Source organism: Robertmurraya korlensis, from assembly GCF_023715225.1.
GTDB lineage: Bacteria > Bacillota > Bacilli > Bacillales > Cytobacillaceae > Robertmurraya_A.
Genome location: NZ_JAMBNS010000013.1, coordinates 1 through 23,858, shown reverse-complemented (window position 1 = coordinate 23,858; position 23,858 = coordinate 1). Strand labels below are relative to the sequence as shown.

The 23,858-nt window shown below is 40.1% G+C and carries 22 protein-coding genes and 1 riboswitch; of the genes, 14 read left to right on the top strand and 8 right to left on the bottom strand.

Annotation, left to right across the window (positions count from 1 at the left end):
* The first annotated feature begins 11 nt into the window (after positions 1-11).
* Positions 12-2,039, top strand: coding sequence for a carbohydrate-binding domain-containing protein (locus M3175_RS20035; RefSeq protein WP_251522883.1), 2,028 nt, complete (start codon positions 12-14; stop codon positions 2,037-2,039).
* Between the two features lie 38 nt (positions 2,040-2,077).
* On the opposite strand, the gene ade is transcribed toward M3175_RS20035, so the two are convergent.
* The 4 genes from ade to M3175_RS20015 form a co-directional block, all read right to left on the bottom strand.
* Positions 2,078-3,808, bottom strand: coding sequence for an adenine deaminase (gene ade, locus M3175_RS20030; protein ID WP_251522881.1), 1,731 nt, complete (start codon positions 3,806-3,808; stop codon positions 2,078-2,080).
* A 28-nt stretch (positions 3,809-3,836) separates the two neighbouring features.
* Entirely contained in the window at positions 3,837-4,307 is a 471-nt protein-coding gene (locus M3175_RS20025; protein WP_371321713.1) for a nucleoside deaminase, read from the bottom strand.
* 220 nt (positions 4,308-4,527) lie between these two features.
* Positions 4,528-5,049 (bottom strand): hypothetical protein, encoded by a 522-nt coding sequence (locus M3175_RS20020; RefSeq protein WP_251522875.1) that lies wholly within the window; start codon positions 5,047-5,049, stop codon positions 4,528-4,530.
* A gap of 129 nt (positions 5,050-5,178) precedes the next feature.
* A complete protein-coding gene (locus tag M3175_RS20015; protein WP_251522873.1) occupies positions 5,179-5,718 on the bottom strand; it encodes a hypothetical protein in 540 nt (179 codons plus the stop codon).
* A 179-nt stretch (positions 5,719-5,897) separates the two neighbouring features.
* Here M3175_RS20015 and M3175_RS20010 point away from each other — a divergent pair, with 179 nt between their 5' ends.
* The 13 genes from M3175_RS20010 (at position 5,898) to M3175_RS19950 (ending at position 19,336) form a co-directional block, all read left to right on the top strand.
* Positions 5,898-8,027: a sensor histidine kinase gene (locus M3175_RS20010; protein ID WP_251522870.1), complete on the top strand. Its 2,130-nt coding sequence runs from the start codon at positions 5,898-5,900 to the stop codon at positions 8,025-8,027.
* Positions 7,996-8,646 carry a response regulator gene (locus M3175_RS20005; RefSeq protein WP_251522868.1) on the top strand — a complete coding sequence of 217 codons (651 nt, stop codon included), beginning with the start codon at positions 7,996-7,998 and terminating at the stop codon, positions 8,644-8,646. Before M3175_RS20010 ends, M3175_RS20005 begins: the two co-directional genes overlap by 32 nt.
* 272 nt (positions 8,647-8,918) lie before the next feature.
* A riboswitch (cyclic di-GMP riboswitch) is annotated at positions 8,919-9,002 on the top strand.
* Positions 9,003-9,112: 110 nt separating this feature from the next.
* Positions 9,113-9,478 carry a type II secretion system protein gene (locus tag M3175_RS20000; RefSeq protein ID WP_251522865.1) on the top strand — a complete coding sequence of 122 codons (366 nt, stop codon included), beginning with the start codon at positions 9,113-9,115 and terminating at the stop codon, positions 9,476-9,478.
* A gap of 95 nt (positions 9,479-9,573) precedes the next feature.
* A complete protein-coding gene (locus M3175_RS19995) occupies positions 9,574-10,326 on the top strand; it encodes a prepilin peptidase (protein ID WP_251522862.1) in 753 nt (250 codons plus the stop codon).
* 13 nt (positions 10,327-10,339) lie between these two features.
* Positions 10,340-10,729, top strand: coding sequence for a prepilin-type N-terminal cleavage/methylation domain-containing protein (locus M3175_RS19990; RefSeq protein WP_251522859.1), 390 nt, complete (start codon positions 10,340-10,342; stop codon positions 10,727-10,729).
* A complete protein-coding gene (locus M3175_RS19985) occupies positions 10,726-11,139 on the top strand; it encodes a prepilin-type N-terminal cleavage/methylation domain-containing protein (protein WP_251522856.1) in 414 nt (137 codons plus the stop codon). Before M3175_RS19990 ends, M3175_RS19985 begins: the two co-directional genes overlap by 4 nt.
* Positions 11,140-11,161: 22 nt before the next feature.
* Positions 11,162-12,196, top strand: a complete 1,035-nt coding sequence (locus M3175_RS19980; RefSeq protein ID WP_251522854.1) for a hypothetical protein — start codon at positions 11,162-11,164, stop codon at positions 12,194-12,196.
* A 27-nt stretch (positions 12,197-12,223) separates the two neighbouring features.
* Positions 12,224-13,339 (top strand): type IV pilus biogenesis protein PilM, encoded by a 1,116-nt coding sequence (gene pilM, locus M3175_RS19975; protein ID WP_251522851.1) that lies wholly within the window; start codon positions 12,224-12,226, stop codon positions 13,337-13,339.
* A gap of 24 nt (positions 13,340-13,363) precedes the next feature.
* Positions 13,364-13,918 (top strand): PilN family protein, encoded by a 555-nt coding sequence (locus tag M3175_RS19970; RefSeq protein ID WP_251522848.1) that lies wholly within the window; start codon positions 13,364-13,366, stop codon positions 13,916-13,918.
* Positions 13,915-15,324, top strand: a complete 1,410-nt coding sequence (locus M3175_RS19965) for a hypothetical protein (RefSeq protein ID WP_251522846.1) — start codon at positions 13,915-13,917, stop codon at positions 15,322-15,324. The genes M3175_RS19970 and M3175_RS19965 overlap by 4 nt, the downstream gene beginning before the upstream one ends.
* Before the next feature lie 51 nt (positions 15,325-15,375).
* Positions 15,376-17,043 (top strand): type II secretion system ATPase GspE, encoded by a 1,668-nt coding sequence (gene gspE / locus M3175_RS19960; RefSeq protein ID WP_251522843.1) that lies wholly within the window; start codon positions 15,376-15,378, stop codon positions 17,041-17,043.
* Positions 17,044-17,058: 15 nt separating this feature from the next.
* The gene (locus M3175_RS19955) at positions 17,059-18,096 is read left to right on the top strand and encodes a type IV pilus twitching motility protein PilT (RefSeq protein ID WP_251522841.1); all 1,038 of its coding nucleotides are present in this window, start codon (positions 17,059-17,061) and stop codon (positions 18,094-18,096) included.
* Between the two features lie 25 nt (positions 18,097-18,121).
* The gene (locus tag M3175_RS19950; RefSeq protein ID WP_251522839.1) at positions 18,122-19,336 is read left to right on the top strand and encodes a type II secretion system F family protein; all 1,215 of its coding nucleotides are present in this window, start codon (positions 18,122-18,124) and stop codon (positions 19,334-19,336) included.
* Between the two features lie 59 nt (positions 19,337-19,395).
* Here the strand turns inward: M3175_RS19950 and M3175_RS19945 are convergent, their stop codons facing one another.
* The 4 genes from M3175_RS19945 to M3175_RS19930 all read right to left on the bottom strand — a co-directional run.
* Positions 19,396-20,850, bottom strand: coding sequence for a carbon starvation CstA family protein (locus M3175_RS19945; protein WP_251522836.1), 1,455 nt, complete (start codon positions 20,848-20,850; stop codon positions 19,396-19,398).
* 148 nt (positions 20,851-20,998) lie between these two features.
* Positions 20,999-21,724, bottom strand: coding sequence for a LytR/AlgR family response regulator transcription factor (locus M3175_RS19940; protein WP_251522834.1), 726 nt, complete (start codon positions 21,722-21,724; stop codon positions 20,999-21,001).
* Positions 21,708-23,462, bottom strand: coding sequence for a sensor histidine kinase (locus M3175_RS19935; protein ID WP_251522832.1), 1,755 nt, complete (start codon positions 23,460-23,462; stop codon positions 21,708-21,710). Before M3175_RS19935 ends, M3175_RS19940 begins: the two co-directional genes overlap by 17 nt.
* A 309-nt stretch (positions 23,463-23,771) precedes the next feature.
* On the bottom strand, positions 23,772-23,858 hold an 87-nt coding region (locus M3175_RS19930), incomplete at its 5' end, for an IS3 family transposase (protein WP_251522826.1).

Genomic DNA, 23,858 nt, shown 5'->3' with positions numbered 1-23,858 from the left:
GAGCCAAGTTGATGAAACGAAAATATAAATTTACGAAGCTAATTGCACCTTTACTGTGCACAACATTATTATTTGCCTGCAGCAATACAGAGGAGGAGTCAAGTTCAGGTACAAGTACTGCGACAGAAGTTAATATAGAAAGTTTAAGCACACTAGCAGACAGCGATATCCAATCTGTTGTAAGCGGACTGGTAAGCTATAGTGACGATGATTTTTATACAGAATGGGAAAATGAAGATTTCACGAGTATTCAGTTGAATGGTTCAACAGCAACCTATGAAGGATCTGGTGCCGTGGTTGTATCAGGAAGTACCGTTACGATTAAAACGGGTGGTGTATATGTACTTAGTGGAACATTAGACGATGGTCAAATTGTTGTAGATGCTGAGGATAACAATACCGTTCGACTGGTTTTAAATGGAGTAGATATTACAAGTAGTTCTTCAGCCCCAATTTATGTGAAGAATGCAGAGAAGGCAGTCCTATCTATGCCTGAAGGGACGGAAAATACCGTTACAGATGGAACACAATATGTGTACGATGATACAGAAGCAGAAGAACCAAACTCAACCATTTTTAGTAAAGGCAATTTAACGATTAATGGTGAAGGAAATCTTGTAGTTGAAGCGAACTTTAATAACGGAATTACAGGAAAAGATGATCTGAAAATTACAGGTGGAAATATTGAGGTTACCGCTAAAGACGATGGAATTGTTGGACGAGACCTACTAGCTATTAAAGAAGGAACCTTCACGATTACAGCAGGTGGAGACGGGATGAAAACGACAAATGATGAGGATGCAGAAAAAGGAAATCTAGTCATTGAAGCGGGAACGTATTCGATTACAGCAGAAAATGATGGAATTCAAGCCCAAACCTCTCTGTACACTTTAGGCGGAGATTATACCATTACAACTGGAGGAGGAAGCCCTGAGACGGTAGCGGCAAATGAAAATGCTATGGGTGGAAGAGGCCAAAGTGAATCAACTACTACGACAACAACGACAGAAACAAGCAGTTCAAAAGGGTTAAAGGCAACAGCTGAACTAGCTATCGCTGGTGGTACGTTCGACATTGATTCACTAGATGACGCCGTTCATAGTAATGGGAATGTCCTTATTGAAGCGGGTGAATTTACCATTGCAACGGGAGATGATGGTATTCACGCAGACTCATCAGTCTTAACAAAAGGTGGAAATATTACGGTTACGAAGAGTTACGAAGGAATTGAGGGTTCAGTCATTGCGATTGCAGATGGAACGATCGATGTAACCGCAAGTGATGATGGAGTCAATGTGGGTGGAGGCGTCGATGGTTCAGGAATGGACATGGAGAGCAGCGCATCCTCGGATCAACTGCTTCAAATCAGCGGTGGGTATGTATCTGTTAATTCACAAGGTGACGGACTTGACTCGAATGGAAACTTTGTTATGACCGGAGGGACAGCGGTCGTAAGTGGTCCAACAAACTCTGGAAATGGTTCATTAGACTATAATGGTACCTTTGAAATCTCTGGAGGATTATTAATTGCAGCTGGTAGCTCTGGAATGGTCCAAGCAAGCTCAGATACGTCAGAACAAAATGGAATTCTTATGACGTACCCAGCAACTCAAAGTGCAGGGACACTTATACACTTAGAAGATAGTGAAGGAAATACAATAGCAACCTTTGCACCAGAAAAAGAATATTCTTCTGTATATATCAGCTCGCCTGATTTAGTGAAGGACTCTAGTTACACATTATATTCTGGAGGAACTTCAACAGGGACGGAAACGAATGGTTTATATACAGACGGAGAATATAGTGGCGGCACGAAGGTTGTCGAGTTCACCATTTCCGATGTAGTAACCTGGTTAAATGAATCAGGTGTGACAGAAGCCCAAAGCGGTATGGGTGGAATGGGAGGCCATGGTGGTGGCGGAATGAGAGGCGATGGAGGAACACCGCCTGAAGGAATGGAACGACCAGATAGAGGTACAGCACCTGGTACGGATTCAGGCACGACTGATCAAAGTACAACAACAGGTGATAGTTTATAAGAACGAAGAAAAGGTAGAAGGAATTCCTTCTACCTTTTTTAACATGAAATATGCCTTTGATTTTTTACATCATACAGTCCTTGTGCGGTTAGCTTAATCTCTGGAATAACAGGAAGAGATAAGAAGGATACCGTTAAGAACGGGTTAAAGCCTTCACCTACTCCAATTTCTTCTAATGCAAAGGTCAACTTATTCAAGCCAGCATACACGTCTTCGTATGTTCCCATTGAAAGAAGCCCAGCAATTGGTAGGTGTAGAGAGGCTAACACTTCTCTATCTTTCACAACCACAAGCCCACCCTGCATTTCTTTTATTTTTTGAGCAGCAAATAAGATATCAGAGTCACTTGTTCCAGCGACCACTAAATTATGTGAGTCATGAGCAACTGTTGAAGCGATTGCTCCATTTTTCAATCCTAATCCTTTGACGATTCCTATGCCAATTTCGTTTGTGTAATGGTGCCTTTCAATGACGACTAACTTGCATTGATCTTTTTCAAACGAAGATTCAAAACAACCCGCTTCATTTACGGTCACTTCTTCAACGAGATGATTGGTTACGAGGCTGTTCTTATTGATTTCTATAATATTAGCTTTGTTTTCAGTGATGGGAAGATGTAACGCCTCTTCGGAAAAATCATGAAAACAAACGGTGTTTATATATTCAGAAGAAATGTCTGTTTGCTCATTTTCTGGGAAATTAATTAATTGCCCATGTTCAACCATTAGATTCCCATTTTTAAATACATGGGAGATACTCACAGATTGCAGATCATCTAGAAGTAAAAAGTCTGCGTCATATCCTGGTGCAATCGCCCCTTTTTCCTGTAAACCAAAGCATTCAGCTGTATTAATCGTAGCTAATTGAATGGCTGTAAGGGGGTCGAGTCCTTCCGAAATGGCTAATCGAACATTGTAATCAATGCTTCCTTCATGAAGGATATCATCTAGATGTTTATCGTCTGTGACAAATAGGCAGCGTCTAGCATTTCGTTCATTTACAACGGGGAGCAGTTTCTTTAAATCTCTAGCAACCGTGCCTTCACGAATCATAAGGTACATTCCGCGGCGCAAACGAGACATTGCATCTTCAGCTGAGGTACACTCATGGTCGGTACGTACACCAGAAGTCATAAAGACATTAATGTCCATATCACTCAGTCCAGCGGCATGACCATCAATTTTTGCGTTTAACCGCTTCGCTTCATATAGCTTATTTAACATTGACTCTTCCGCATTTTTCACAGCTGGAAAATTCATTACCTCTGCTAAACCAAGCACTCTTGGATGGGAAAACAATGGGGACAAATCCTCAATCTCAAGTGTGGCACCGGCTAACTCAAAGCTCGTGGCAGGTACGCAAGAAGGAAGCATAAAGTAAAAATTAAAGGGGAGATTTTCCGAAGTATCGAGTAAAAGCTGAATTCCTTTCACACCTAGTACATTGGCGATTTCATGAGGATCGGCAACAATAGTGGTCACTCCTCTTAGTAGCTCAACCTTCGCAAATTCCTTCGGAGACACCATTGATGATTCAATATGAACATGACCATCAAGAAAAGCAGGGCAGACATATCGTCCGCTTGCATCAAATTCCTTTTTACCAGAATAATTCCCTACTCCTACAAAGGCTCCATCTGTAATAGCAACGTCGCTTTCATAAATTTCACCAGTAAATACATCAATAATTTTGCCATTCTTAATGACAAGATCAGCCTCCGTTTTCCTTGAGGCTGCTTCAATACGTTGTTTAAGTCTGTTTTTGTCCATACTCTCCTCCTAGATCGTCTATAAGAGACTAGTATTCTGTTTTGTCAGATGATACTTCCCACATTTTAAAAGGTAGATTGTACTGTTCAACAGTAATTTGATTCATCATAATCGTTCTATTTTCAATTGGCAAGCTAATTTCTTCATAAATAAAGTGGTCATCAAAGCCAATTTGAGCCGCTTCCTCTTTCGTACACGCATAATAGACTGCCTTTGGCCTCGCCCAATAGATCGCTCCGATGCACATCGGGCATGGTTCACAGCTTGTATAAATCTCACAATCTGTTAATTGAAAGCTGCCTAAATAGGAGCAAGCCTCACGAATCGCTTGAACCTCTGCATGGGCGGTTGGGTCATTACTGCTTGTGACCTCATTTTTTCCTTTTCCGATAATTTTTCCGTCCTTAATCACGATAGCCCCAAAAGGACCACCATGATTGCTTAACACATTCTCGCACGCTAGCTTGATTGCTTCATTCATGAAATGTACTTTTTCCAATAGAATCACCTTTTCTGATGTAATGGATGATTGAGCAAAAAACTAACCTTTGTAAAAAGGTTAGTTTTTTTAGGATGGAGGGATAAAGAAGATTCATATAATAGGTGGGTTTATTTCTGTATTATATGTATGTTTGAATATTCTGTCTCTTATGTTGTAACATTTTTTAACAACAAAAAAGCTCTTACCTAGAAAAGGTAGGAGCTACTTGTCAGATTATTTACTTAGAGCGCAGTCTCTTGATGGCCTTTACAAGTAAGATAGTATACCCAATCATGATTCCATAACCGATTAGAAGAATAAGCATAGGAACATATTCGGGAGTGGTACCAGAATCGGTAGACATGCCAGCTAAGAAGAGAGGCATGATTGGAAGCATGATGACACCAGGTCCCATTCCAAGAACTGATAAGGCACCGACCCCAATGACTACCCAAGGCCAAATAGGTTTTTTCTCTTGAGGAGTTGGGTCTAGTTTTGGCTCAATGACCGTGTAGGATGCTTTATATTCGTTATAACTTTTAATGGCTGACCAAGCACGCTTCATTCCCCATATCAAAACGACGATCATACAAACACCAATCGTGAAGAAGATGATCGATATAGAGGATAGGATTTCTAATTGCCTCATTTGCATAAAAAGTGTTAAGAGCATACCTGGTAAAGAGAAAATCATAAAAAGACCGCCCAAAATAAGAACAACCCATGCCCAAATGGGATTTTGCTGGTATGGTTGAGACATATGGAATCCCCTTTTATACAAATATAGTGATTTTTCTCCTATTATAATGGATAAAAAGGGAAAAAGGTTACTTTTATTTATAAATATTGGAAAAAGACTCCTTTTTAGTAAAGGAGCCCTGAAACAGTGTCATGCTTGTAATGTGATTTCTTTTTGTAAACTATGTTTCTTCCATACACCAACCCCTAAAAGGATATAGCTTAGTCCCCATGCAAGTGCTAGATAACTTCCGGCAGGAGAAAACATGAGTAATACAAAGAGAATCATGAATACGGAACCAGAACGAGGGAGAATTTTTGCTCTAAAGGTAACAATGGAAAATAAAATACTTCCTAATGTTAAGCAGAGCATCATAAGAATATTAATAATCATAAATTCAGGTTTTGGGGCATATCCTGCCAACGTCATAAAGGCACCTAATGTGACGAGAATATTCCCAATGGTTAACAGCACGAAGCTCGTAAAGCCAAGAACACCAATTTTATCTGCTTGAGCAAGGTATAAGCCAATGGCACCTATCGTCATTAACACACATGCAATAAATCCTGGCCACATCTCCTGAGGACTATCCACACCAAATATAAGCGCCATCGGGGTCATGATCATTCGTACTACTCCCGCTAAGATGGCGATTACGGCAATCCATTTAGTTGCTTTTTCAACTGTCATTTTATCCACTCTCCATAAATGTTTTTCTTTACAACTAGATCATAGCAAGACGGGAATTCCTGAGAAAAAAGGGAACGGTTCCTGAAAGCTGGGAAATTCTTTTGGGAAAAGGAAATTGTTCATCCTTATTATGGGTTCGCTTGCTATAATTGGTTTTAAAGAAGGAGGTGGGAGATCAGATGGAAGGAAGACGAAAGTGGTTTTCATTGTTTCGTATAATGGTAGCCATTATTTGCTTAAGTTATATCAGTTTTGCTTTGATTCAAATTCCCACCTATTATGATCGTCTCGAAAAGGAATGTGTGACAGAGGAATGTTTTGCGTCTCCTAGTCCTCCTCCCGGAGTGGATGCACTTTATCAGCTCGGAATCAATGAATCGATCTATGCCCTTTTTTATACCGTATTAGATTGTGTATTTATCTTTGGATTTCTTGTGGCTGCATTTATGATTTATTGGAAAAAGGGCCATGAAATGATGGGATTATTGGGGGCCACTTTACTTGTATCGTTTGGAATTACCTTTCCATCATTAGTGTTTGTAGCAGTTGAGAAAGATTCATTTTTATTTCTTATTAATGATGTGATGAGTCTTGTTGGCTGGAGCTCCTTGTGTCTCTTTTTTGTGCTTTTTCCCAATGGGCGCTTTGTTCCAAAATGGAGTCCGTTTGTCCTCATAGCGATAGGGATTTTATTGTTGCTAAATTTTATAGAAGAGCTACCACCATGGGTGATGTATTTGCGCTTGGTACTTACCTTTTGTTTCCTTTTGTATGCTCAAATTCACCGCTATCGAAAGGTTTCCTCTCAGGTAGAAAGGCAGCAAACCAAATGGGTCGTATTCGGATTTTCAGGTGCGATCTTTGGTTTTTTATGTTTAGTTTTTATTCCCTTACTGTTTGATCACTCGATTTTTGAAAATGGCAGTGTCCTTTACTTTATGTTTTTTAATAGCTTTATCTATTTATTTATGCTTCTAATCCCAGTTTCCATAACCTTTGCCCTTTTGAGAAGAAAGCTTTGGGATATTGACCCCTTGCTCAACCGAACCTTTGTATATTCCATCATGCTTCTAGTGGTAATTGGGATTTATGTGGCGGTTGTTTGGTATTTGAGCAATATGTTTAAAACCGATGACCATAATTTGGCCGTTTCAATTATTGCTACAAGTATTGTGGCTGTTACCTTTTCTCCTATTAAAGAAAAGGTTCAGCAAATGCTGATTTTTAAAATGTATGGGGAGCAGGGCAATCCATACGTTGTTCTAGCCTTGCTCGGGAAAAAAATTCAAGAGCTTCAAACACCAGAGCAAGTATTAGACCAAGTCGTACAGACGCTTAAGGAAATTTTACGACTGCCGTATGCTTCGATTCAATTGCTACAGAACAACGAGGAACTAATTCTTGCTCAATACGGAGAAAAGCAATCAGAGGTTCGACGGTTACCCATTATGTATCGAGGGGTCACGATCGGTTGTTTACTAGTTGCTCCTAGGTCCCCTGGAGAAGCATTTACGAAAGCAGATGAAAAACTGTGGGAAGTATTGATTCATCAGCTCGGACCCCTTTTACAAGATTTAAAAGCAACGGAGGATGTGAAGGCACTGAACCGTGTGCTGCAGACGTCAAGAGAGAGATTAGTATTAGCTAGAGAAGAAGAAAGGCAATTTTTACGAAGGAATTTACACGATGACCTAGCCCCGAGACTAGCTGCACTGGCGTATACTGCAGCCGCAGCAGAGGATCTCGTTGAAAAAGATCCACAAACCGTGAAAACATTATTGGCTGAACATCAAAAGATGATTTTAGGAACAGTGGATGATATTCGAAGGCTAGTGTATGACTTAAGGCCAGCAGCGATTGATGAGCTAGGTTTAGTGGCGGCCGTTAAACAGCGGATTGAGGAGGTATCTTCGATTGCTTCAACTTCCTTCTCGTATGAACTTCCTGAAAAGTTAGAAGAAATTCCTCCCGCAGTGGAAGTGGCGGTTTTCAGGATTATTTCCGAAGGGGTTGTCAATGTGGTAAGGCATGCACAGGCAAAGCGTGCGAGTGTATCGCTTAAGGAGTTGGAGGATCGGTTGGTTATAGAGATATATGATGATGGAATAGGATTTTTTGAAAAGAAAGAAGCGAGAACATTAGGGGGCCTTGGTGTTCCATCTATGAAAGAACGGGCAGCAGAGCTAGGCGGAGAACTGACCATAGAAAAGAGGATTGAGGGTGGAACAAGGATCATGGCTTGGATCCCTCTCATAAAAGAGAAAGAGGGGGAAAGGGATGAAAACGATACGAGTACTATTAGCGGATGATCATCCGTTCTTTCTATACGGAGTCTCTACGTATTTAAAAACAGTGTCGGAAATAGAAATTGTTGGCGAGGCTAACTCGGGTGAGGATGTAGTCAACCAAGCCAAACAGCTGAATCCGGATGTTATTTTAATGGATATTCGAATGCCAGGCATGAACGGCATTGAGGCGACAAAGAAAATCAAGCAATCCAATCCGGAGACGAATATATTGATTTTTACGATGTTTAAGGATGACCAATCGGTGTTTACTGCCATGAGGATGGGGGCGAAAGGGTATATTTTAAAGGATGCAGGGAAGGAAGATATCATCCGAGCGATCAAGACGATTGCAGCTGGTGAAGCAATTTTCAGTGCCGAGATTGCGGCTAAAATGGTTCATTATTTTTCCTCTACAAGACCGGCTGCCAGTGAACAGCTCTTCCCTGAACTAACCAGTCGGGAGCGTGAAGTGCTCTATTTAATTGCCGATGGAGCAACCAACAAAGAAATCGCCGAGCACCTCAACATCTCGAACAAAACCGTATCAAACTATGTAACCAATATCCTGAACAAACTCCAGGTGTCGAGTCGAGAAGAAGCGATTCAGATTGTGAATATTTCGAATATGGATCAACAGTAAAGGACAGTCTAGTTTAGACTCCCTTTTTTGTTCTTATTATAGGTAAAAGGAACTATTTATATGAAAGGTATAATAAATGTTTACGATATTATATTTTGAAATTGATTTTTAGAATGTGTTTTTAGAAACAGTTGTAAGGTTAGGTCTGGTTAGGGGAAAGGCTATTTTTAAATATAATATTTCCAGCTATTAATTTACAAAAATCCTCTTTTATTTTCATTTTTTTTAAGGTAAAATTACTAGTACATAAGTATTGTTTATCGCATTATGTTAACAAAATAGGGCGCGACGAAATATGACTTGTACATGGGCACCTGAGTCATATTGAGCGATTGGTGCAACCGACCTATACAACTACATTCTTACCGAATGAGCTGTATAGGTTTTTTTATTTCCAGATTTTAAAAGTTCGAGAACGACTTTTGAAATATACAAACTAAAAAACTACTAAGGGGGACCTTTCTTCATGTTAAAATCATTAAAGAAGAAAATGAAAGACCAAGCTGGTCTAACACTAATTGAATTGTTAGTTGTAATTGTTATTTTGGGGATTATTGCTGCTGTGGCGATTCCGATGGTTATGAGTAATAAGGATGATGCTGCTAAGAATACAAATGCACAGAATTTATCTGTTCTACAAGATGCAGTAAACCGTTATTATACTTTAGAAGATGAATATCCTGCTGCACTTACTACTTTAAAAGGTGATTATATTGACGAAGTTCCAACTGTAAAGACTTTTGGTTCATGTACAGGAAGTTTTGGTTTAGATGCTACAGGTGAAAAGGTTATAATTACAAGTGCGGCTATGACTACAACATGCACAAAGTAAAAGAATAAATTTATTTAATAAAGCTGTCGCGTCTCTTAAGACGGCGGCAGCTTTATTTTAATGAAAATAAGATACTTAGAAAGGAGTTGGATTATTTGCTTATAGTTGACCTATTCATTTTTATAATATCCCTCATGTTCGGAAGTTTCTTCAACGTAGTAGCCATCCGCCTACTAAAAAAAGAATCCATCTCCTACCCACCATCCCACTGTACCTACTGTAACCACAGACTAGGTTTCTTCGACTTATTTCCACTATTAAGTTATCTATTCTTAAAAGGTCGTTGTCGTTATTGTAAAGAGAAAATCTCTCCTCTCTATCCATTAGGGGAAGGGATGACTGCCATTATCTTTTTCCTTGTTTATAAGAAAATTGGAATTACCCCAGAGTTACTACCTGCAATTCTATTATCAACTTTATTAATTCTCTCTGTACTAACTGACATTCGAGAAAAGTTAATTTTAGACATAATTACTTTACCTAGTATTGTGGTGTTAATAATCACAAGGTTCTTCATCGGTGGGGAGCCATTTCTAACTTACTTAATCGGTGGAGTTGTAGGATTTGGTTTACTACTCCTATTAGCCGTTGTCAGCAAAGGCGGTATGGGTGGTGGCGATATTAAGCTTTATGCAGCCATTGGAGTGGTACTTGGTCCAGCGCTTACTGTAATGAGTCTTGTTTTAGCCTCATTTGTAGGTGCTGTTGTTGGAATCTTATTAATCTCTTTAAAAATAGTTAAACGTAAAGAACCGATCGCCTTTGGGCCTTCGATTATGATTGGAACATTAGTGGCTTACCTGTACGGAGAAGAAATTTGGACTTGGTACAGCTCATTACTCCTATAAGGGGCAGATAAAAATGAACAACGAAAAGGGAGTAACTTTAATTGAATTATTGATCTCTGTCGTTATTGCTGGAATGGTAATTGTCCCTTTGCTGCTAATCATGACAGGTTCTTTTACTAGAACGGTAGATCAAGGGGAAGACACACAATTGAACTATTATGGTCAACAGATCATGGAGACGATCCGTGAAAAAGGGTACAAAAGTGGTATCTCTCCTACACAATATTATTGCAAAGACGATCAAGGTTGTGTCGCTTCTACCCTAGCTAACTATGATGCAAAAGTTACAATAACCGAGAAAACGGTTCGATATAGTGCAATTGATTTCACTGAAATAACGGCAAAAATAGTTTCAAAAGATTCTTCTAGCATAGAACTTGTCACGGTGGTGAAAAAACAGTGAGAAATCAAAAGGGAGTAACACTAATTGAATTACTCATTGTCATTTTAATTATGGTAAGTATATCAGCACTTGCTTTTTCACTGTTTAGCTATGGGACAAAGATGGAACGTGCAGTAGCAAAGGAAAACGAACTTCAGAGAGAGGCACGTTTTATTATGGAAACGATCTCGAATACGGTAAGAGATGGACAAGAGATTAGTAGTAAAATGGTTTATTCCAATGGTGAAATCAAACTCGTATCAGGAACCGTGTTATCAAAAAATGTTAAGAGCTATACGGTTACTGAGCAGCTTGTAGAGGGCGGTACAAAAAAACGGTACAAAGTGACACTAGTATTGGAAAAAGATGATCATGAGTACAAAGTTTCAACAGAAGTCTTTAATGACGCGCAAAAAAGAGTAAGGTATTGAGTGGTCGATGAGGGGGATTAACATGATTCAAAGATGGAAAGGAAATGAATCAGGGGCAGCTTTAATGATTGTTCTCTTTATTGTTGTCCTAGTTAGTATTGTAGGAACAGCGATGTTATCGACCACTACTTACGGTCTTCAAAACGTAGTTAAAACTAAAAAGGAACAAGAGGAATTCTATCGAGCGGAAGGCGCGATTGAAATCGTCTTATCTGAAATGTCTAACTACAAAAATACTAGTACCGGAAATAGTGGACCCTTTGCTTACTTGAAAGATATAACAAATAATACGAAAACCTATCGAATTGGTGAAAAGGATGTTCAAGTAAAAATAACAACAGATCCTGTCAGTATTAGTTCTATTACGCCTAATTCGAGCACGAAAACCATCAAAGTAAGTTTACAGGCTAATTATGTTGATTCAAATCAAACCAATATCACTAGAAAAATGGACTTTGATGTAAAGGTTAATGCTGATCCTTTAACAAAAACCAAAACAGCATATGGGTATGTAGCACCTGGACATTTTGATGATAAAAACCAGTTCAAACCAGGTCTGAGGAGTTCAATCAATGCTGTTGACTATCAAAAAGTCATTACTGATCTTGGAATTAATTGGAGTAACTATACTAATTCTCTAGGTCCAAATGAGATAAAAAACGGTGATACTTATATTTTTCCTGCGGGTATAACAACACTTTCAAGCATGTCTATTAATGGTGGAAATGAGATAGTTAAAATCCCTAAAGGATCTATTGTATACGTACAATCAATCTCTATTGGTGGTAGCGGTAATGCAACGTCTCAATTAATTATAGAAGGTGCATTAATAACGGAATCTATTACTCATGATGGTAACTCTGTCGTAATCGTTAATAGTGGAATAATAGCAAAAAACTATAATGGAACAGCAAACTTCGTAGTAGATGGTAAAGGTGAAGGAATAGAATGTTCAGACATTAAAGGTGCATGTTCAATCATTAATGGTACTACTGCTTCAAATACTTATAAGTCAACAATAGATTCATCTTCTATAAATTTCTCCACTAACCGCTAAAAATCAACAACAGAAAGAAGGTGCAGCATGTTCAATTTCAAAAAAAACGATACATTCTCTGGCATAGACTTTCGCGATCAGTATATAACAACTGCGAAGGTACAAATCCAAAACAACAAACCTAATTTACTTGATATAGATGTGATAGATACAAAGATTCCTATAATAGAAAATTCAAGAATGGCCGATATAAATGGTATAGCTGACTTGTTGAAGGAGAGGGTATTGGACAAGCCGGTCCATCTGGCTTTTCCCACACAAAACATTATAGTGAGACGCATTACCTCTCTTCCTGATTTAAAGGAGGAAGAGCTAGCGAAGCTTCTTCAATATCAAGTCGGGGAAAGTATCCATCTTCCTTTTGAAAAATCAATTTATGACTTTGTGAAAATTGGGACTCTTAAGGCAGAACCAGAGAATCAGAAGGATATTGAAAATCTGACGGCTGAGGAGTTTGCTTCTGCGGCAAGAGAAAAGGCTACTGATAAAGCGGATATTCTGTTTTTTGCCACGTCTCTCCCGTTATCTGAGGACTTCTTAGAAGTGAGTATTCAAGCAGGTTTAAAGCCATTAAGTGCGGAAATTCGTGGAACGGCTTTACAGCGACTGATTTCACACACCAACCCGGATTGGCTGCGTGAAACAGAGATGGTCGTGGATTTATCAAAGGAATCGATTGATATCCATATTTTCGCCAATGAAACCATTGCCTTCTCGAGAACAATGACAGTGGGAACGACGGAATCCGAACAGGAAGACTTGTTTTCAACGAGTGATGTGTTGCCATTTGACGGATTTGTAGAAGGTAAAGAGGAAGCAGCAGCGTCCATTGAGGAGACATCCTTTAATGAAGAGACGTATATGAACGATGTGGTTACGGAAATAGAAAAGGCACAAAACTTCTTTCGCTACTCTTTAAGCAAAGGAAATGGTGATTTTCAACGTGTCATTATCACGGGGAAAAATGCTTGCCAGTTCGTTTCTGTATTATCAGAGAGGCTCGAAGTAGAAGTGGCTGATATTGATTTTTCTAAGATCGTTTCGAACGATTTTCATAAAAAAGAGCTATTGAACTCAACCAGTGTTGCGATCGGGCTAGCTCTTAAAGGAAATGAAACCGTTAAGAAGAAGTGGAAAAAGTAATGGTGGTAGATAGGGGAGATCGTAGTGAATATTAGCATTGATTTATTGCCACAGGAGAGGAGAAACAGGCTAAATAGATTGCCCTTTTTACTTGGTGCAGCAGGCTTATTTTTTGTTATCTCCACATTACTCATCATTGTATTTATTATGGGAAAAAGCTCAATTCATGAGCTCGACGAGAAAATTGCAACGAATACCCTGACGAGAGATACGATGTTAGCGGAGATTACGAGCCGCAGAACAGGTGTGACAGAATATAATTTCGTAGATAAATATAATAAAATTCATGGATTTTTAAATGGAATTTATAGAAATCCAATCACCATAAAAGAAGATTTGTACAAGCTTCTTCCCGAAGGTGGTTCTGTCTCGAACTATAATTTTGAAAATACGGGCGTGCTGTCTATGACGATACTCTTTTCATCTAAAGATTCTGCTGCGACCTATCTTCAGCAGTTGTTAGAGGCTGACTATGTGTCAGAAGCAAAGGTGACAAGTATCAGTTTAAATACAGAGAAAAATTTGTACGAAGCGTATTTTGAAGCAACCGTTGTGACGTTAGAAGGTGATCAGCAATGAAATTAGAGAGTTTGCTAAAAGAAAAGATTTTAATCATTGCTACGGCTATACTGGTCGTATTTAGTGGAATCTTCTACTTCGCTTTCGTACGACCGCTTGCTGCAGAAAAGGCGGAAAAAGAAGCGAATCTACAAAGAATAGAAGCTGATGCTACCAGCTATGAAAAGGTGTTAGAATCGTTAGAACCACAGACGCTGACGGAAGCAGAAAAACAGGAGCTAATCGAAGGAATTCCTGGACGTCCGAATATAGAGCAGGTCATTAAAGATATTGAAAAAACAGAAGGAGAAACCGGAACTTCCGTTTCTTCTATCTCTTTCGAAACAGAATCGGAAGAAGAGGCTGAAAGTGAAGCAGTAACTTCTACAGAAGGAACGGTAGAACAGGATCAATGGAATAAAGTATTCCCTGAATCGATCTACAAGCTTCTTGAAGAAAAAGTAAGTGAAGTGAAGGAATTTACGGTTTCTTACATCGATGTGCAAATCTCCTTGAACGGCAGTGAAGAAAACATTGATGTGTTCGTCGATAAGCTTGAAAAGATGGCGAGAGTTTTCCATATTCAGAATGTCACGTACTCGTTGAATTCTGAAAAAGGTAGTATGGACGCGACTGTTACTGCTCGAGTGTTTTATTGTGAAGCTTTCCAAGCGGTTATTGAAAAGGCTACAGTTGCGAAGGTAGCGGCTGCCAAATCAGAGGAAAAGACAGAAGAATCGGTGGAAGAGCCAAAATCAGAGGAAAAGGTAATCCGCTATGATACGGATATCGTGGTGGATAGCTCCTCAATCAAAGTAACAATGGACACTCCTCCTGTGGAAGGCGAGGGGAAGGGTTTCTATCTAGTTCAGACAGGGGCTTATACAGCCGATAAATACTTATATATACAAGTGGATAACATCCTTTCGAAGGGAATCGACCCACGCGTGTCGGACAGCTCAATCAGCTTGATTTTTTCATCGATTAGTCATGACATGGCATCAGCTGCTGAAAAAGCAAAAGCGATTAATTCGTTGGGATTTGAAACGTATATCATGCCATTAAAAATTAATTTAACCACTGAAGAAAATGACTGGCTGTTGCCTGTTGCTCAGCAAGCATTAGCTAGCATTGCGTCTGCTACAACGAAGGGAATTGCTGAAAATACTTTAGAAGTAACGAGTGAGTTAAAGGATCAGGTTTATAGTGCGTTAGAGGCGTACGATCAAGAAGTATCTGAGCATATGGAATCCATTGAAGATAATCGAAAAAGTCAGCTAGATAAGACGGTAACGATATTAAAAGATATTGAAGAGATCTTAGCAAGTTACGAAAGTGAGCCTGATGTGAAAAAGCTCTGGAAAATCGATGGGTTACTAATTGATTATACATTGAATTTAAATGGGAATATGCAGAACAATCGCTAAGAAGTGAGTTCGCTGATATAATGATAAACCAATAAAAAGGAGAGCAACAGAATGGCAGTTAAGCGAAAGCGTATAGGCGATTTGCTTATTGAAACGAATGTAATTACAGAAGAGCAATTAATGGATGCCCTGCTTCAGCAAAAAAGTTCTGGTTTGCGTCTCGGTGATCAATTAGTTGCGATGAATATCGTGGATGAAGATACGATTATTCAAGTGCTGGAATTCCAGCTCGGCATTAAAAAAGTGAATTTATATGAGCTTGAGATTGATCGAAAGCTCATTAATATTATAGATGAAGAATTAGCGAGAAAGTACCAGCTGCTTCCGCTCAAAAAGACAAATGATAAATTGCTTGTGGCGATGGTTGATCCCCTCGATTATTTTGCGATTGACGATCTTCGTTTGAGTACGGGCTTTCGGATTGAGCCAGCGATAGCAAAAAGGCATGAAATTCAGGTTGCATTAAACCGATACTATGGCATGCAGAAATCCATTGATAAAATGCTTGAAGACATGCCGTTAAATGAGGATGACGAAGGCTTTTTAGAAGCTCAGCAGTCAGATGATTCTCCAGTCGCAAAAATGGTGAATCAACTTTTAAGCCAGGCGCTTCAAGTTGGGGCAAGTGATATTCATATTGACCCGCATGAACACGAAACGCTTATTCGCCTTCGTGTGGACGGAGTCCTGCGAACAGAGCGTACTCTTCCGAAGAATATGAATAATGTTCTTGTTTCAAGAATTAAGATTATGTCCAAGCTGAACATCGCTGAAAAGCGTCTTCCACAAGATGGCCGTTTTAAAATGGACATTGATATGAGAAATATTGACCTTCGTGTATCCATCCTTCCAACCGTTTTCGGGGAAAAGGTTGTTATGCGTTTGTTGGATACAGGAAACGTGGTGCTCGGAATTGAAAAGCTAGGATTTTCAGAGAGAAATGAAGCGAATTTCAGAAAAATGATAAGCAATGCTTACGGAATCATTCTCGTTACTGGTCCTACAGGGTCAGGAAAATCCACCACCCTTTACACCGCGTTGCAAAAGCTGAATACCGATGAAGTGAACATCATCACAGTTGAGGATCCAGTTGAATATCAGATTCGTGGGATTAATCAGGTTCAGGTTAAGGCGAATATTGGGATGACTTTTGCGGCTGGTCTTCGCTCCATCCTCAGACAGGACCCGGATATTATCATGCTTGGTGAGATTCGTGATACAGAAACAGCGGAAATTGCTTTACGATCGGCACTTACAGGTCATCTGGTGTTAAGTACGCTTCACACAAATGACTCGGTTTCTGCCGTTAGTCGTCTAATGGATATGGGTATTGAGCCCTTCCTAGTGTCTTCGGCTGTGACGGGTGTGGTTGCGCAACGTTTAGTACGAAAAGTATGTAAGAACTGTGCGAGTCCGTATGAGCCAACAATAGAAGAAAAGGAACAATTTCAAGCTAGAGGAATGGATACAACTTATCTGAGAAAAGGGACAGGCTGTTCCGCATGTAATAATTCTGGGTATCGCGGACGGATGGCCATTCATGAGACGCTCCTCATTGATGATGAGCTACGAAATATGATTACACAAAAGATGCAGGACTCTGCTTATCGGAAGTACGTAAACACAAAAGGTTTTGTATCGATGTTTGAGGATGGATTGCAAAAAGCAGCACAGGGATTAACGACATTAGAAGAGGTTTATCGCGTAACGGTAGAATAACGGGGGAAGAGCACGATGATTCAAAAACTATTATTATTTGCGTTTCAAAATGGGGCATCGGATTTACACATTACTACAGGTGTGACGCCCATTGTACGTATCAATGGGAAGCTAAAGAAGGTTGGAACAGCCATTCTTAAGCCGAATGATACCGAGGAAATGGCACGTGAATTGATGAATGAGGCACAGCTGGAGATTTTTGAGAAAAATGGAGAAATTGACTTTTCATATGGCCTTCCTGGTGTATGTCGCTTTCGTGTGAATGTGTTCCGTCAACGTGGTTCGGTTGTTACAGTTTGCCGTGTAATAAACAGTACAATACCAAATATAAATGACCTTTATCTTCCACCGATCATTCGAAGCTTTGCACAGAAAACACAAGGTTTGCTGATTGTAACAGGTCCTACTGGAAGCGGGAAGTCTACTACTCTTGCAGCAATTGTTGATTTTATTAATGAAAATATGAGCAAACATATTTTAACGCTAGAGGATCCGATTGAGTATTTGCATCGTCATAAAAACAGTATTATTAACCAGCGTGAAATTGGTCAGGATTCGAACTCATTTGCCGTTGGGTTACGCGCGGCGCTTCGTCAAGATCCTGACGTGATCCTGGTTGGTGAGATGCGTGATTTAGATACGATTCAAACGGCCATTACAGCTGCGGAAACAGGCCATCTTGTGCTGGCGACTCTTCATACATCTGGAGCCGCTCAAACGGTAGACCGTATTATCGATGTGTTCCCTGGCACCCAGCAACAGCAAATTCGCACGCAGCTTGCAGGAAACCTTATCGGAGTCATCTCCCAACGTTTACTACCGATGGCGCAGGATAACGGTAGACGAGCAGCAATGGAAATTCTGGTAAACAATCATGCGGTCTCTAACTTGATTCGCTCCAATAAAATCCACCAAATTCAATCCATCTTAGAAACGAATAAAGCTCTCGGCATGCAAACGATGAATATGTCGGTAAGAGAACTCGTTCAAAGTGGCTTGATAACCAAACAAACAGCGGATGAATTCGTCCCGGGCTGGGATGAGCATCAATAAACCTTGACCAAAAGGCGGGGAGAACATGCAATTTAAATACAAGGGAATTGACTCCCTTACTGGCAAAGAGCAAAAAGGAAAGCTCATGGCAGCCAATCAAGTAGCGGCAGCAGAGGAGCTTGAACGTAGAGGCTTATATATTGCTGAGCTAAAGGAAATAAAAGAGTCGTTTTTAAATAAGGATCTTAATATTATTATTGGAGCGCCTGTTAAAAATCAGGACTTCGTTATTTTTTGCCGTCAGTTAGCTACCTTGCTGAATGCAGGGACGCCAATTGTTGATGCAATCAATCTCCTTTCTGAGCAAGTGTCATCAAAGCCATTTCAACAAGCGTTAAAGACGATTTATCAAGATGTTCGTTCCGGGACATCTCTGTCAAAATCATGTTCACAGTTTCCGAAAATCTTTGATCGTATTTTTGTAAATATGGTTCTTGCCGGGGAAACGAGTGGGGACTTAGAAAATGTAATGAACCGATTAGCGATCTTTTATGAAAAAGATCGGAAGGTGAAGGAAAAGGTAAAGTCAGCGATGGTGTACCCGATTGCTGTTTCCATTGTGGCGGTTATCGTTGTCGTCATTCTTTTAACCAAGGTTCTTCCGAGTCTATTAAACAACTTACTATCAGTAGGTGGAGAAATTCCTGTTCCAACGAAAATCGTAATGGCAGCGTCTGATTTCTTGATTCACCAATGGTATATCGCACTATCCGTTGTTGTCTTACTAGTAATAGGATTTATTGCAACGAAGCGGAATCCAAAGGGGCGGTATATGCTTGATTTAATCGCATTAAGAACGCCAATCTTTGGGACATTGTTGCAAAAAACCATTCTAGCACGTGTATCAAGAACGATGGCCTCATTGTTTGCCAGCTCAGTTCCCGTTCTACAAACATTAACGATGAGCGCAGAAGTGGCGGGAAATTCAGTTGTTGCGAAGGTGCTCGAGGATTCAAAGAATTCGTTAAGACGTGGAGAAAGCTTATCCACTCCTTTGGCGAACAGCTGGGTATTTCCTAAGATTACTACGCATATGGTGCGAATCGGGGAAGAAACCGGACAACTCGATACGATGTTTGAGAAAATTGCCGAGTTTTATGAGGACGATGTGGAGGAGATGTCCACTCGTTTGAGTGCAATCTTAGAGCCTCTTATGATTGCAGTGTTAGGAAGTATTGTAGGCTTAATCGTAATGGCCGCGATGCTACCTATGTTCTCCATTTATGAAAATTTCAAATAAAAATAACCCAAAGGGAGTGCCCCTTTGGGTTTGTTTTTGAGTACGAATTTGGGTATAGCTTATGCCACTCGATTCCAATTTGAAATATCTTCTTCAAGCGGTAGATTGTTTGCACGTGCCTTTTTCGCTGCTCGGAAGAACATGACGACTAAGACCGCTGTTCCGATAAATCCACCAATCCATGAAGTATTCATAGAAAGGCCAAATCCAATTTGGGCATTTAAAATATAGGTAATCACCATTACGAGCATAAATGTTCCTGGTACGAGTGCAATATAGTAATTCTTTTTCGCAATGTAAAGGTACATGGCTGCAACGAATAGTGCAATTACAGCAGTGGACTGGTTAGCCCAGCTGAAGTATCTCCATAATAAGTTAAAGTCCATTTGAGTCAAAACTGCGGATACAGCAAATAATGGAACAGCGATCCACAAACGGTTGCTCAGTTTCTTTTGAGCCACATTGATATATTCAGCGATAATCATACGTGCACTTCGGAAAGCTGTATCACCCGATGTGATGGGAAGAACGACTACACCAAGGATCGCTAATGTTCCACCGATTGCACCAAGTAGAGCGGTAGACGCTTGGCTGACAACGGCTCCAGGTCCCCCAGCAGCTAGAACTTCTTTTAATCCTGCATAACCACCATCAAATACGCTCATGGCCGCCGCCGCCCAAATCATAGCGATGACACCTTCTGTGATCATCATGCCATAGAAAATTTTACGGCCTTGTTTCTCGTTTTGAGTGGTACGAGAGATGATTGGTGTTTGTGTCGCATGGAACCCAGAAAGAGCTCCACAAGAGATCGTAAAGAATAACAATGGTAAAACTGGTAGATTATCTGGGTGAAAGTTTGTTAATGATAGTTCTGGAATTGGTGCTCCTGTAACCACCAACATGATTCCAACGCCTAGCGCACTTATTAGTAAAAGGGCTCCGAAATATGGATATAAGCGACCAATTAATTTATCTACTGGAAGCAAAGTAGCTAAAACATAATAAGCAAAAATAGCAAAGATGATAAGAGATAAGGCAATTTTTCCGTCCATCACCACATGCAGTAAGCTAGCTGGAGTGGTAACAAACACGGTTCCAACAAGTAAAAGAAGAAGAACAGCAAAGCCATTCACAACATGCTTCATCACTTTTCCTAGGAACCGGCTCGCCAGCTCAGGTAGATGAGCTCCTTTGTTTCGGATAGAAATCATACCAGTTAAGTAGTCATGAACAGCCCCCGCAAAAATACAGCCAATGACAATCCAAATGAAGGCAACCGGCCCGTAAAGAGCTCCTAATATCGGACCGAAGACAGGTCCAGTACCAGCAATATTTAATAGCTGAATAAGGGAGTTCTTTGGTGTGCTCATCGGCACATAGTCTATTCCATCGTTATTCACATATGCAGGTGTCGCACGATCCGCCTTCACCCCAAAGATTTTTTCGACAAACTTTCCGTAAGTAAAGTAACCAACGATGAGTAGGGCAATTCCTGCTAAAAAGGTATACAAACTAATTCCCCCTTAAATATTTATGAATGCGTTTTCATAAACGATTATAAAAGACAAGAGAGCTTGGAAGGGGAATTTTGGATTAAAAAGCAGTTTTCCAACGTTATCATGTCGTTAATCTGAATTAACATGCAAAATTAGTAGCTAATTAGATTTCGAGTCTTGATCTTAGAGCTTTCACGTAGTTTCTACTCACGGAGAGAAGCTCCTTTTTTCCTTCAAGCTCTAGCTGATAAGCACCGTTAAACCAAGGAGTCAGACGTTTGACATAGGTTAAATTCACAAGAAAGCTTTTATGAATACGGAAAAAGCCAAAGGGAACGAGCCTTGATTCAAACTCTTTAAGAGGGAGCTTCGTAATGAGTTCATGATCCTCCGTAACTAGCTTTGTACTCTTTTCATCTCTCACAATATAGTAAACTTCCTTTGGATCAATAAATAAAATCTCCCCGTCTGCTTCAATCGCAAGCTTTCCTGAGGTTTTGCTTTGCTCTTTTATCGGAGCAAGCTTTTTTTCTAATCTTCGAATGGTTTCATGTAGCTGATCTTCATCAAAAGGCTTCAACAAATAATCCAAGGCATCATACCGAAAGGCCTCCGCAGCAAATTCAGGATACGCGGTAGCAAACACAATATAAGGAGGTTTTTTAAATTCTTTAAGTGCTTTTGCTAATTCCATTCCGTTCATTCGAGGCATTTCCACGTCTAAAAAGAGGACATCCGGTTGAAGCTGTAATATCTTCATAAGGGCCGACTCGCCAGATTCTGCTTCTCCAACCACTTGAATCGTTGAAAAGGACTGTAGCAGATGCTTTAATTCTTCTCGACTATATGGTTCATCGTCGACTACCATTACTTTAATGAATGGCTCCATCTTCGTTCACCTCCATGATTGGTATTGAAAACTGTATGCTCGTACCTTGGTGTAATATGCTGTTGATTTGAAGGGTAGTTTTTTCACCAAATACAAAAGATAGGCGACGGTTTACATTGTATAGCGCGACTCCGCTTCCTATTTCAGATGAAATGGGTTGTGCTAATAATTCCTGAATTCTCTCAGGAGGAATTCCTGCGCCATTATCTTCAATGGTGACAAGTATATGTGTTGGTTCTTTTTTAGTAGATATATGGATGAAACAATTCTCTTCTTTATCTTTAAATCCATGCTTAATCGCATTTTCAACAATGGGTTGAAGCGTAAGCGGAGGGATATTTTGCAACAGGGTGCTTTCGTCTATATCATAAATGACCGATAATTTATTGGCGAATCTTGCCTCCTCAATGGCTAAGTAAGCTTTCACATGCTTCAGTTCCTGCTCAAGCGTAGTTAAGCTTTGAGTGGTAACGGACAAGTTTTGGCGTAAAAAATGAGACAGTGAAACGAGTAGCTTTCGTGCCTTCATAGGATCCAGACGAATGAGCGACAAAATCGTGTTCAATGTATTGAATAAGAAATGCGGACTGATTTGTGCCTGCAGTGCTTTGATTTCGGCTTCTTTTGCCAGCTGATAAGCACGGTCAACATCAGCGATTTCAAGCTGGTTACTTAATAATGAGCTTAATCCTGACACAAGCTCCATAATTACAGGGGTGATTTCTTTTTCAGAACGAAAGTAAAATTTTAACGTTCCGATCGTTTCTCCTCGTTGTCGTAATGGAGCAACTACTACAGCACCAAGGGGGCAACTCTTTTCACGGCATTGGATGGCATTTTTATCAGCAACAATGGTTTCTCCTTTTTGGATAGCAGACTGAGTAATTTGTGTTTGTATAGGACTCCCAACTTGATGGTGACCATAACCAAGCCCCACATGTGCAAGAATTTCCTTCGTATTCGTCATAGAGACGGCACTTGTACGAATTTCGTTATGGAGAATATGACAAACTGCTTTTGCCGAATCCTGGGACAGTCCATTGCGTAAATGGCTAAGTGTCTTTTCAGCAATGCGAAGCGTTTTTTGTGCTTGAATGGCACCCGTTCGCTCCTCTTCGTTAATCACACTTTTGATAATTAGTAAAAAGAGTGCGCTTCCAATTCCGTTTGCAAGAATCATAGGAACTCCGATAAGTTCCACTAGTGTCCAGGCTTTTTCAAATGGACGAGAAATCAGTAAGATAATAAGCATTTGAACGGATTCTGCTAGGGCACCGATAAAAAATGCCGATTGTAATCGAACATGTTTATTTTTACGGTGAAATAGACCCGCGAGAATTCCAGCAATGATAGCTGCTAGTCCACAAGAGATGCCGGTGAAACCTCCGAGCGTAAATCGGTGTAGACCAGCAATGATTCCTGCTCCAATTCCTACTTTATATCCTCCGAGCAACCCGGCAATCACCACGCCTACGACACGGGAGTTCGCGATCGCTTCGTCTTGATTCAAACCCGCTGTCCACGAGCTAAAGTGTAGGCTCTCCGTACTTAATGTTAATCCAGAATACGTTCCAATAATGCCAAAGAAGCCAAAAAATAAGATGGCTGTAAATTGCTGTTTTCGATCTAGCTGTTCTTGATAAATCATGTCTCGGAAAAAGGGAAAACGTGTCAACACGAACGCAATCGTAACAATAATCCCCAACCGTTCAACCATCGTGAGCAATAATTCAAACATTGCGCAAGACCCCTTATCGTGATAACTTCTCTATTTATATTTTAACAGTTTTGTAGGGAGGGGGGCATTTTATTTTGCTTGGCTTGGGGGGGGGCAGTGCCCGTAGGAGAGGAAAAAGTAGTTAGTCGGTAAGATAGGGGCGCGCTAATTGCCCGCATCAACAAAAATATCCCCCACCGGTCAACTAGACCAGCCCAAAAAATAAAAAAAGAAGGTTTGGGCTTCCCGCAACCTGGGTATTTCATTAAAACAAAAAAGAAGCAGCGGATTAAACTGGCACCTTTGTCAAGGACACTATAAAAAAAGAGACTAAGCAGCTAAAAGATGATTCCTAAATTGAATAGGAGTCATCTTTTTTAAATTCCATTGATAACGATAGTTGTTATAGTAAACCAT

Bases quoted from the DNA above. Each gene is read 5' to 3' on its own strand.
- M3175_RS20000 (WP_251522865.1), top strand. From the start codon at position 9,113: ATGTTAAAATCATTAAAGAAGAAAATGAAAGACCAAGCTGGTCTAACA.
- M3175_RS20035 (WP_251522883.1), top strand. From the start codon at position 12: ATGAAACGAAAATATAAATTTACGAAGCTAATTGCACCTTTACTGTGC.
- M3175_RS19950 (WP_251522839.1), top strand. From the start codon at position 18,122: ATGCAATTTAAATACAAGGGAATTGACTCCCTTACTGGCAAAGAGCAA.
- M3175_RS20010 (WP_251522870.1), top strand. From the start codon at position 5,898: ATGGAAGGAAGACGAAAGTGGTTTTCATTGTTTCGTATAATGGTAGCC.
- M3175_RS20020 (WP_251522875.1), bottom strand. From the start codon at position 5,049: ATGTCTCAACCATACCAGCAAAATCCCATTTGGGCATGGGTTGTTCTT.
- M3175_RS19980 (WP_251522854.1), top strand. From the start codon at position 11,162: ATGATTCAAAGATGGAAAGGAAATGAATCAGGGGCAGCTTTAATGATT.
- gspE (WP_251522843.1), top strand. From the start codon at position 15,376: ATGGCAGTTAAGCGAAAGCGTATAGGCGATTTGCTTATTGAAACGAAT.
- M3175_RS19940 (WP_251522834.1), bottom strand. From the start codon at position 21,724: ATGGAGCCATTCATTAAAGTAATGGTAGTCGACGATGAACCATATAGT.
- M3175_RS20005 (WP_251522868.1), top strand. From the start codon at position 7,996: ATGAAAACGATACGAGTACTATTAGCGGATGATCATCCGTTCTTTCTA.
- M3175_RS19935 (WP_251522832.1), bottom strand. From the start codon at position 23,462: ATGTTTGAATTATTGCTCACGATGGTTGAACGGTTGGGGATTATTGTT.
- pilM (WP_251522851.1), top strand. From the start codon at position 12,224: ATGTTCAATTTCAAAAAAAACGATACATTCTCTGGCATAGACTTTCGC.
- ade (WP_251522881.1), bottom strand. From the start codon at position 3,808: ATGGACAAAAACAGACTTAAACAACGTATTGAAGCAGCCTCAAGGAAA.
- M3175_RS19965 (WP_251522846.1), top strand. From the start codon at position 13,915: ATGAAATTAGAGAGTTTGCTAAAAGAAAAGATTTTAATCATTGCTACG.
- M3175_RS19955 (WP_251522841.1), top strand. From the start codon at position 17,059: ATGATTCAAAAACTATTATTATTTGCGTTTCAAAATGGGGCATCGGAT.
- M3175_RS20015 (WP_251522873.1), bottom strand. From the start codon at position 5,718: ATGACAGTTGAAAAAGCAACTAAATGGATTGCCGTAATCGCCATCTTA.
- M3175_RS19990 (WP_251522859.1), top strand. From the start codon at position 10,340: ATGAACAACGAAAAGGGAGTAACTTTAATTGAATTATTGATCTCTGTC.